The sequence below is a fragment of the Brasilonema octagenarum UFV-OR1 genome, from assembly GCF_963888615.1.
GTDB classification, from domain to species: Bacteria; Cyanobacteriota; Cyanobacteriia; order Cyanobacteriales; family Nostocaceae; genus Brasilonema; species Brasilonema sennae.
In genome coordinates this window covers 17,012-27,480 of sequence record NZ_CAWPKW010000356.1, presented here as the reverse complement: position 1 = coordinate 27,480, position 10,469 = coordinate 17,012, and the positions used below count along the sequence as shown (strand labels likewise).

Sequence of the window (10,469 nt, the reverse complement as noted above, 5' to 3'; positions counted from 1 at the left end):
GCAACATCCCCCGATAAAACCGTTTCATCAACTCTGCTGTTGCTTGGTCGTCAACGAAGCGGGGGAACATAACGTGCCGCCCCGTTGTAGCACTTGGCGTTCTCCCGACCTAGGCGACTGCGTTCGAGCAAAGCCCATGCCGCAGGCATACCCGAAGGGAACTGTCCTCCCCTACACAGCATTGTGCTGTGTAACGTGCTTGTTGCCTTAAGTTTGGGAAATTTCTTAGGCGAAAAACTAACGGCATTTACATCAAGTGGGTACAGCCGCTCACAGCACTGTGTCCAGAATTTATTTGTGGAGCCATCATAGCCTTTTTTCCTGATTTTATCCCCCGAATATATCTGTAAGGATTTATTCAGAACTTAGCACTCAAGATACGGATGAAACTGCCACATTGGTAGAACTGATTGGTACACAATTAATTGCGCCTACTCCAGGATAACCGACGATACAAAAGACGGCAGGAGTTTTTTATCAGTATTCGTAAGAAAAGAGGGAACGCTTAACAGGGAACAGGCAACAAAAGGGATGATGTTTGTTGAAAGCGCCCCACGGGGGACGCACCACCCGCTACGAATCGAAAAAACACTCTTTTCCCCTACACCCCTGTGTTTGTTGAGAGACTAGTCACTTTCTTGAAGAAAATTATTGATATTGTGGTCTTTACCTTGTCAGGAAAATATTAAGATTTGATAAAAAAGTGAAAATTTTTGCTTCGACTTTTCATTGGACGCCTTCTAGAACTTTAATTAAAAATAGATCAAAAATGTAAGATTAATGATTACACCCATGCGTGTTTTTGTACTACTGTTTAATGCTCGGACAGAAAATGAGGGAATCCACACAATTCAGGTGGGCGATCGCAATAAAGTTCTGATGTTCGAGTCAGAAGACGACGCGACACGCTTTGCCCTCATGCTGGAAGCTCAAGATTTCCTCTCACCAACTGTAGAGGCGATTGATTCAGAGGAAGTCAAAGAATTTTGTCAAGGTGCGGACTACGATTGGGAAATTGTCCCAAATGACAGTGCTTTGGCAATTCCCCCAGAAGTCAACGTTGATGAAACAGATTGGAAATTAGAGTCCCAGGAGAATGTTGCTGAGGAAACTCTGCCTCGCAGCCAGGAGTCGCAGGAAAAACCGGAAATTTCTGATTCGGAACTAGACAGCATTCGCCGGAAACTGGAAGGATTACTGTAGTAAGTCATTAGTCACTAGTCACTACTGATGACTGATTACAAATAAACTGTAGTACTTCCGGAAAACCCGCTCACAGTACTGCTTTTCAATTGCACTTTGGACAAAAAAACAAATGACGACGAATTTACAGGGGCGCGGTCATCTTTTGACAGAGCAGGTTAATCCTGACAGTCTTAATTTAGACCAGCTAAGTTCTGTTGAACTGGTAGAGTTATTCAATCGCGAAGATGCAAAGGCAGTGGCAGCAGTAGGTGCAGCTAAAGTTCAGTTGGCTCAAGCGATTGAACGTACTGCCGAATGTTTGCGCAACGGGGGACGCCTTTTTTACATCGGAGCGGGGACAAGTGGTCGGTTAGGAGTGTTAGACGCTGCAGAGTGTCCACCTACTTTTTGTACACCCCCAGAGATGGTACAGGGAATTATTGCGGGTGGTGCGGGTGCACTAGTCCGTAGTTCGGAAGATTTGGAAGACAGCGCTGAAGATGGTGAGGCGGCGATCGCCCAACGACAAATCACCCAACTTGATGTAGTGGTTGGGATTACAGCCGGTGGAACAACACCTTTTGTTCATGGCGCGATGAGTGCTGCTCGTCAGCGAGGAGCAACTACTATATTTATAGCCTGCGTCCCTGTTGAACAAGTGGAGTGTGAGGCTGATATTGATATTCGCTTGTTGACTGGACCAGAGATCCTTGCAGGTTCAACTCGTCTCAAAGCGGGTACAGTCACTAAACTAGCTTTAAATACCCTGTCTACAGGTGTGATGGTGAAGTTGGGTAAAGTTTATGGCAATCGCATGGTGGATGTGGCGGTAACGAATCAAAAGTTACGCGATCGCGCTATGCGTATTTTACAAGACCTCACAGGTTTAAGTCGAGAAGCCGCTGGTTTTTTATTGGAACGTAGTGGTAAGTGGGTAAAGTTGGCGCTATTGATGCATTGGACTGGTTTGGAAAAAGAGGAGGGCTTACAACTCTTGTCACAATACCAAGGTAATCTCAGGGCGGCTGTTGCTAGTTATAAAAACAACGAGCAAACCTGAACATTCTACTTCGAGTTACAACTAAAAAAGTGAGAAATGAGGAGTCACTTATTCCTCACTTACAACTTTTTTTTTTGATTGACAAGCTTTTGACTTATTTTTTCTAATTATCTTAGAACAATCACTAAAACTTTATAATTAATTAATTTATCAAACATAAAGATACTTTATATAAAAATTCCTTCTTGAGAGATACGTAAAAATGATTTTATTATCTCTTGAGGATGATTGGCTAGTTTGTTTCTAAATTAGAAAATACTAATGACTGCCGGAATTGATTAAACACTTGCTAATCACTATAAGTTAATCGCTTTGAGCCATTATCCTTATAGTCATTAGTAACTTAAATTTTGTCTTTTTTCAATGCATCTCCTTTTATATACTCACTATGGCAAAGCCAATTGAATTTAATTTATTTGCACCTTACAACGAAGCAGCTTCTTTAATTGGTTCTTTTTCTGATTGGAAACCAATTTCAATGAAAAAACGTGAGGATGGTTATTTTCGCACAACCGTTGAATTAGAAGATGGTGATTATAAATATAAATTTCGTGTGCAGTCAAAGTCTTGGTTTTTTGAACAAGACCAATGGGTAGATGTCACAGACCCCTATGCAACTGATATTGATGAAATGAGTGGGAATGATGACAGTGTTGTACATATAAAAGATGGGGAACGTGTTGTAGATACTTACGTTTGGCAACACGACGATAAACATCTGCCCGCAAACGAGGAATTAGTTATTTATGAATTGCACGTTGGTGACTTTTCTGGAGGAGAAGATGATCCACATGCACGAGGAAAGTACAAGCACGTCGTTGAGAAGTTAGATTACCTCAGTGAACTGGGAATTAATGCGGTTGAGTTAATGCCAGTTAAAGAATATCCAGGAGATTATAGTTGGGGTTACAATCCACGCCACTTCTTTGCCCCAGAATCAAGTTACGGTCCGACATCGGGATTAAAAAATCTTGTTGATGAGTGCCATGCAAGAGGAATTCGTGTGATTATGGATGGTATTTATAACCATTCAGAATCATCAGCTCCATTAACACAAATTGACCACGATTATTGGTATCATCATGAGCCTCGCGATCCCGATAATAACTGGGGACCAGAATTTAATTACGAACACTATGATGAAAATTTAGAGACTTATCCTGCTCGCAAATTTATTGGCGATACAGTTCGTTATTGGGTTAGTGAGTATCACCTTGATGGAATTCGCTACGATGCAGCACGGCAAATTGCTAACTATGATTTCATGCACTGGATAACCGAAGAAGCCAGAGATACTGCCAGCATGAAGCCTTTTTATAACATTGCCGAACATATTCCAGAAACGACCAGTATCACCAACGCTGATGGACCAATGGATGGCTGCTGGCATGATAGTTTCTATCATTGTATTAAGGATCATATCTGTGGTAACACCTTTGATTTAGAACGCCTCAAAGATGCGATCGACGCAAAGCGTCAAGGCTTCATGGGTGCTACAAATGTTGTGAATTACCTCACCAACCATGATCATGATCGCTTAATGGTGGAATTGGGTAACAACAATATCTTTGATGAAGAAGCTTTTAGGCGGTTGAAGTTGGGAGCTGCTATCCTTTTAACAGCAATGGGTATACCCATGCTTTGGATGGGTCAGGAGTTTGGCGAGTACAAGCCGAATACACAAGAATCATCTAAAATTGAATGGGGATTGCTAGGTAATGATTTGAATCGTAACTTGTTTGAATACTACAAAGGCTTAATACACCTGCGTAAAAGCAATCATGCTCTCTACACAGAAAATGTTGATTTCATTCACGAAAATCCAGAAGATAAAGTATTAGCTTATAGCCGTTGGAACGATGAAGGTTCTCGTGTTGTGGTTGTGGCGAATTTCTCAGAAAACTTCTTAGGTGGGTATCAAGTTTCTAACTTCTCCAACAATGGCAAATGGCACGAGTGGACAGGCAATTATGATGTAGAAGCTAGCGACAATAGCATTACGATTGATATTGGACCATACGAAGCTAAGGTGTTTGTTTGGCAGTAAATCAGTTATTCGCTGTCTGTCATCAGTTGTTATATCAAGTTCGCCTAATTAGTTACGATAAAACGACCTCACCCCCTGCCCCTCTCCTTGCTAAGGAGAGGGGTGCCCGATAGCGTAGCGTGCCGTTAGGCATAGGGCGGGGTAAGGTTCTTTTTATAAGTGTTCATCCGAACTTGATATTAGCCAAAGATAATATCGCAATCCGCAATCATTCCTGAACAACAAGAACCCCGATTTCTCTAAGAAGTCGGGGTTCTGAATTGGATTGCTATGGATAGGACATGGGTCTACTGATGAGAGAATAAGCTAAAACAGTGATAAATTATTGAACACACGGTGACTTAAATGGTGGGTCAAACAATATGTGGACGCTACCGCATTATCCGACAGATAGGAAAAGGAGGGTTTGGTGTCACTTTCTTAGCTGAGGATACGCAGCGACCAGGGAATCCTCAGTGCGTTGTCAAGCAATTCAAACCTCAGTCAGATGACGCCTACACTCTACACCACGCAAAACGTTTTTTTGACCAGGAAGCACAGATGCTGGAAGTCTTAGGAAATCATGACCAAATCCCAAGACTTCTAGCACATTGTGAACAAAATCAAGAATTTTATATCGTTCAGGAATACATTAAAGGTCAGGATCTCAATCAAGAAGTCTTTTCTGGAAGACAACTAAGTGAACCTGAGGTGATTAAGCTTTTAAAAGAGATTTTAGAAGTTTTAGCCTTTGTCCACCAACAAGGGGTGATTCACCGGGATTTAAAACCCTCAAATATTATGCGACGTGAATTAGATGGCAAAATTGTGCTGATTGACTTTGGTGCAGTTAAGCAAATAGCCACTCAAATAGCTAATGCTCAAGGACATACTAATTTTACTGTTGCTGTTGGCACTCCTGGTTATGTACCAAGCGAACAAGCCAAAGGTAAACCAACATTAAGCAGCGACATCTATGCAGTTGGAGTTATCTGTATTCAAGCTTTGACAGGGATGAATTCCAATCCAAGACATGGAGGATTGCCTACAGACTCCAAGACAGGAGAAATTATTTGGCGCGATCGCGCAAAGGTTAGTCCAAAGCTAGCCAATATCATAGATAAAATGGTGCGCGATCACTTCAGTCAGCGCTACCAATCAGCAGATGAGGCTTTGCAAGCTGTCAGAAGTTTATCATCCAAATCGCCTCCTAAGAAAGTTTGGGTTGGAGTGGGGATAGTAGCAGCGTTAATCCCTCTTCTTATCTGGTTCGGCTATCAGTTTTGGAATGTGAAACCAACCAAGCCAAAACCAAATTTTTCGGCTAATACTTACTCTGATTACGGTGTAGAAATAAAATATCCTGAAAATTGGACAAGACAAGATGAGCCAGTTAAGTTTGGTGATGAGGTGACAAAATTTATTCCTAGCAGTGACAAACCATCAAATGCTTGTCCGCTAGAAATCGTTGTAAATGTTAGTGAATTATCCCAGGGATTTTCACTTAAAGGATATAAAGAATCAGTAGAAAATAAAATTAAAAATATTATTCCAGATACTCAAATTGCTGATGAATCAACATCTGCTACTACGCTGTCAAATTACAAAGCTTATAAATTGAGCTATAGGCGTCAAGAACAGCAATGTCGTTTAAAAGTGATGGAAATAGGAACAGTTAGAGGTGGTAAGGCTTATTATGTTACCTATACAGCAGAAGTGACACAGTATGATAAATATCTGGCAGATGTGGAACAGATGATTAAGTCGTTTCAAATTTTGGATGTTAAAGAAGGTAAATAGGCGGTTAGAAACCGCATTCGGCATGAGTAAATGTGGGCTATAACATTATTCGTGATATGTCCTCCGCGATCGCGTAGCGATCGCATTCGCAATGACACAGTTACGTTTATTTATTTCCTAGATCTTAATGAAAAATAAATTAAATGACTCAATCAGAAAATCAACGCTCAGACAACCGCCAAATTTTGATAGTCTTGTCACCACTACCACTGACTAAAGTCCTGCCATCTGGGCTGATGGCGACGGAACGAACCCACTCGGAATGACCACCGAGAGTACGGATAAGTTGTCCAGTTGCAAGATTCCAGATTTTGATAGTCTTGTCAAAACTACCACTAGCTAAAGTCCTGCCATCTGCGCTGATGGCGACGGAATTAACCGAATAGGAATGACCAGCGAGAGTACGGATGAGTTGCCCAGTTGCAAGATTCCAGATTTTGATGGTATCGTCCCAGCTACCACTAGCTAAAGTCCTGCCATCCGGGCTGATGGCGACGGAATTAACCCCATAGAAGAATTCATTATTTGAGGAATCTGCAATAACACTATTCGCTAAAACGAAATTGGCTGCTGTACTGTTGGTATTTAGATGCGGTGAGGTGGTAGCTGGTGGTGAGGTGACAGCAGTCTTTTTTCTACTTGGTGGAGAAGAAGGTTTTGTTGCTTGCTGATTTCCACCTTGTTTAGCAGCAAGCGTTAAATAAGTATTAATAGGAATCCCAAAAAAATCCGTCGCGCCTGTCCCAGGATTCGTGAGCGATAATCCATTAACTCCTACCAATCGCCCTTGTCCATCTAAAACTGGACCACCACTCATTCCTGGCTTAGTTGGATTAGTATGAACCCAGGCGTATCCATTCTTAGCATTTCTCACAATCCTAGAAATGCCACCTGGTAAAAAAGTATAACTGCGCTCTGGACTCACAGCATCAGGATCAGCCCAGCCAGTGACATATATTGTTGTACCTTCACTCACTTGTCCAGAATTACCTAATTCTGGCTTCCGGTAATTTTCTGTACTAGTGAATTGCAGCACTGCTAAATCGACACCAGGAAAGTATTTGACTACACTTTGGTTAAAAGAATAGCGCCGATTATCAGGAGTTTGGAGAGTATAGTTTCCCTTTAATCGCACCACATGCTCGTTTGTGAGGACAGTGTAAGTATTTCCTTGGCGGTTAATGATAACTCCAGATCCAGTATTAGCGCCATCGATGCGAACTGTAATCTGTTTAGCAATAGCGTTAACTTCTGCTGGCGTCAATCCTACAGCAACTTGAGACTGTACCATGACAACTGCTGCACCCAGTAACACTATTGGAAGTCCGTAAGAAAACTTCATTTATATGCCCTCTAATTAGCCTGACTTACCCCATAACAAACTTTATATTTATCTTTTCTTCCTACATTCCTATAACTTAAGTTGAGGATCATAGGCTCTAGTCCTCTGAACCTCCAACTTGTCAAGTATCTGTTGTGGATTAGTGCCTGGCTTAAGTATGAATAATACAGTACTATCTGTGCAAGGAGAAATATCTTCCTTGCTAGCAGCAGCGCAAATTACGGGTTGTCCTTTTATAGTCCCAGTTCTTAGATAGTTTAATGTTCCATTTTCATAGGTTCTCTGGAATCTGGCAGATACATCTTTACAGCGTGCTGTTTTTTCAGAATCATTTCCAGAGATCCAGCGAATCATTGGTATGTTTCCCTGTGAAGTTCTCACTAATGTAGCTAGCATACCTTCGTTCATACCACAAAAAAATTTAGCTCCTCCAGAAGAAACAGCAACTTGCGACTGTTGAAATACTTTTTCTGAGGTATAATTTAAATAAGTGTTAATGGGGATACCTAAATAATCTATAGAACCAGTAATAGGTTCTTGCTTACTTTGTCCGTTAATTCCTATTAATCGTCCCTGCTCGTCTAGCACTGGACCACCGCTCATACCTGGCTTAATAATATTAGTATAAACCATAGCATAGCCATCTTTGGAACTAGGCGAGATGACGGAAATGCTTCCTAGTGAAAATCGATAGCAGCGTTGTAAGCAGATACCATCAGGATTTGCCCAACCTGTAGCATAAACTGCTATGCCTTCACTTAATTGTTGAGAATTACCTAACTCAGACTTACGGTAGTTTTCCGTACTTGTAAATTGGAACTCCGCCAAATCTAACCCTCGAAAAGGTTTGACTAGACTCTGGTTTACAGTGTAACGCCGACCATCAGGAGTTTGAACGGTGTTTCCATTCTCTTTCAGCACATGCCAGTTAGTGAGGACAGTATAAGTATTTCCTTGGCGCTTAATAATAACTCCAGATCCAGGATTTGCGCCATCAATGCGAACTGTAATCTGCTTGGCAATACCATTGACTTCTCGTGGAGTTAATGCTATTACAACTTGAGACTGTACCATGACAAGTGCTGCACCTAGTAGCGCTACAGAAAAACCACAAGAAAGCTTAATCACCTGTCCTCTCATAAATCGAACTTTTGTTTTGCATCAAAATTCACTAGCGGTGTACCCTGAGCGGAGTCGAAGGATACACTCATCTTAAATGAACGTGTCACCAACTTTGGAGCTAACTGCACAACAGTTTTTATAGGTACTGCCAAACTGGAACGAGTAATCTGCTCTTGTAAAGCTTTAGAAGGCTCAGAACCATCCATATATAATTCAGGAGTATTCCATACTGGATCTTTATGCAATCCATTAATACCCACAACTTCTCCTCGCTGATTTAGCAACGGTGCGCCACTCATACCCTTGCGTATTTCATTGCTGTACCCAATTTGGTAACCCCCCTCCAAAGCCTTATCCAGTATTAGCGAAACTTTTCCCTCTGTAAAAACATACTCACTGCCTACTCCCTTGTTTGCAACACACATCTCGCTTTTCACCTCACCCTCGCTTTTCGCTTCGCGAAAATCTTTCCCTCTCCTTACCAAGGAGAGGGATGCCCGATAGGGCAGGGTGAGGTTCCCACTCCCAACTTTCCAGAGGGATGCCCGATAGGGCAGGGTGAGGTATTTCTGATTTGCCCCATTTTGCTCCGCACGTGACGTAAATCCACCAACAAATACCTTATCCCCAACTTTCAAACTGGATGAATTTCCCAGCGTTGCAACTGTATAAACTGTATTAGTGCTACGAAACTGCAGTATAGCCAAATCTCTATCTTTAAATACAACAGACTTGGAAACCACAGCAGAGTAAAGACGCCCATCTGGAGTTTGAATTTGATACGGAGGATCAGCGGATCTCAACACATGAGCATTGGTAATTACGGTATAAACTTGTCCATTTCTTTTCATCAAAGTTCCTGTCCCTAGTAACTCTTTTGACAAAACTTTGACTGTAATTGCTTCAGCTTTTTGTTGCACTTGGGCTACCGAGAGTTGAGAAAGCTTGCAATTTTGGTTTTGACAAGACACAGAAATGGGTTTGTGTCTTGGGAGTGCGATCTGCCCTTGGCAGCAAGCTCCGCTTATCGCAATTCCACCAAGACAGGCAACCAAAAGTAGTGTACAATGAAGCCCCCGCGTTACCCATCTCCAAGTCATTTCTTCCTGACTCCATAATTGAGCGAGAATCAAAAGCGATGCTCAAGTGAGGCTGAACTAGGAATATTAGTTACAGACTTGTTACCTCCCGCGCTGTCATCTGTATCTACAAGTTGCTTAACATCTACGTATAAATCACCATCAGAATAGGATACATACTGCCTACCGCTCAGTTCAATTGGCTTCGCATCAGCACCTCGGCGGAAATCGAGAATTTGCCTAAGAACACGTCCAGTATCAGTTCCCGGCTTAAGGGTGACTAATACATCCTCATCGTTGGCACAAGAACCACCTTTACGACTCGCAATACACAACACAGGATAACCTTTAAAGTTATCTTTACTTGTGATGTATACTGAGCCATTATCATAGTATTGTTGGAATCTTGCAGAAACGATCGCACAACGTTTCTCCGGTGGAAAAGCTTTAAAATCCCTAACCACCCAACGAATAAACGTTTCATTTCCTCGTGAGGTACGAACCATTGTTACTGGTGTACCATTACGCTTTTCGCAGGAGAATTTATTACTATTAGCAAAACTAGGCTGATTGATAGCTGCAATTATAGGAAACGTACTCAGTGAAGCTATAGCTAAGGATTGAGTAACCGCTGTCAAGACTTGAGAAAATAACTCCAGTTTCATAAGTATGGTGCAACTGCCCGGAAAGGGTACATCTTATGTTGGCAAGAATACACCAAACTACAATCTCAAGTTGAATTATTTCGGAATATTTCAGATATACCAGCAAATTTGAGTTGCTGACAGGAAGAAATGGTTGATTTTAGTTGGTTTTAAATACTTTGGGTGCAATACACCCTATGCTACTTACACA

9 protein-coding genes are annotated in these 10,469 nt (G+C 41.8%); 5 read left to right on the top strand and 4 right to left on the bottom strand.

The annotated features are described in order from the left end of the window. The 5 genes from AC5590_RS32020 to AC5590_RS32000 all read left to right on the top strand — a co-directional run. A partial coding sequence (locus AC5590_RS32020) for a hypothetical protein (RefSeq protein ID WP_211178635.1) occupies nt 1-211 on the top strand: 211 nt, incomplete at its 5' end. 569 nt (nt 212-780) lie between these two features. Next, nucleotides 781-1,203 (top strand): DUF3110 domain-containing protein, encoded by a 423-nt coding sequence (locus AC5590_RS32015; RefSeq protein ID WP_169267285.1) that lies wholly within the window; start codon nt 781-783, stop codon nt 1,201-1,203. A gap of 112 nt (nt 1,204-1,315) precedes the next feature. After that, nucleotides 1,316-2,245, top strand: coding sequence for an N-acetylmuramic acid 6-phosphate etherase (gene murQ, locus AC5590_RS32010; RefSeq protein WP_169267284.1), 930 nt, complete (start codon nt 1,316-1,318; stop codon nt 2,243-2,245). Nucleotides 2,246-2,633: 388 nt separating this feature from the next. After that, entirely contained in the window at nt 2,634-4,292 is a 1,659-nt protein-coding gene (locus AC5590_RS32005) for an alpha-amylase family glycosyl hydrolase (protein ID WP_169267283.1), read from the top strand. Nucleotides 4,293-4,637: 345 nt separating this feature from the next. Continuing rightward, nucleotides 4,638-6,071, top strand: coding sequence for a serine/threonine-protein kinase (locus AC5590_RS32000; protein WP_169267282.1), 1,434 nt, complete (start codon nt 4,638-4,640; stop codon nt 6,069-6,071). A gap of 160 nt (nt 6,072-6,231) precedes the next feature. Here AC5590_RS32000 and AC5590_RS31995 read toward each other — a convergent pair whose 3' ends face one another. The 4 genes from AC5590_RS31995 to AC5590_RS31980 form a co-directional block, all read right to left on the bottom strand. Next, on the bottom strand, nt 6,232-7,413 hold the full coding sequence (locus AC5590_RS31995; RefSeq protein ID WP_169267281.1) for a trypsin-like peptidase domain-containing protein: 1,182 nt from the start codon (nt 7,411-7,413) through the stop codon (nt 6,232-6,234). A 69-nt stretch (nt 7,414-7,482) separates the two neighbouring features. After that, a complete protein-coding gene (locus AC5590_RS31990) occupies nt 7,483-8,553 on the bottom strand; it encodes a COP23 domain-containing protein (protein ID WP_169267280.1) in 1,071 nt (356 codons plus the stop codon). Continuing rightward, on the bottom strand, nt 8,550-9,668 hold the full coding sequence (locus tag AC5590_RS31985) for a S1 family peptidase (RefSeq protein ID WP_248277346.1): 1,119 nt from the start codon (nt 9,666-9,668) through the stop codon (nt 8,550-8,552). The genes AC5590_RS31990 and AC5590_RS31985 overlap by 4 nt, the downstream gene beginning before the upstream one ends. Beyond that, on the bottom strand, nt 9,665-10,279 hold the full coding sequence (locus tag AC5590_RS31980) for a COP23 domain-containing protein (protein ID WP_169267278.1): 615 nt from the start codon (nt 10,277-10,279) through the stop codon (nt 9,665-9,667). The genes AC5590_RS31985 and AC5590_RS31980 overlap by 4 nt, the downstream gene beginning before the upstream one ends. Nucleotides 10,280-10,469: the final 190 nt, after the last annotated feature.

Coding starts and splice junctions, on each gene's coding strand:
- AC5590_RS31980 (WP_169267278.1), bottom strand. CDS start 10,279: ATGAAACTGGAGTTATTTTCTCAAGTCTTGACAGCGGTTACTCAATCC.
- AC5590_RS31995 (WP_169267281.1), bottom strand. CDS start 7,413: ATGAAGTTTTCTTACGGACTTCCAATAGTGTTACTGGGTGCAGCAGTT.
- murQ (WP_169267284.1), top strand. CDS start 1,316: ATGACGACGAATTTACAGGGGCGCGGTCATCTTTTGACAGAGCAGGTT.
- AC5590_RS32015 (WP_169267285.1), top strand. CDS start 781: ATGATTACACCCATGCGTGTTTTTGTACTACTGTTTAATGCTCGGACA.
- AC5590_RS31990 (WP_169267280.1), bottom strand. CDS start 8,553: ATGAGAGGACAGGTGATTAAGCTTTCTTGTGGTTTTTCTGTAGCGCTA.
- AC5590_RS32000 (WP_169267282.1), top strand. CDS start 4,638: ATGGTGGGTCAAACAATATGTGGACGCTACCGCATTATCCGACAGATA.
- AC5590_RS32005 (WP_169267283.1), top strand. CDS start 2,634: ATGGCAAAGCCAATTGAATTTAATTTATTTGCACCTTACAACGAAGCA.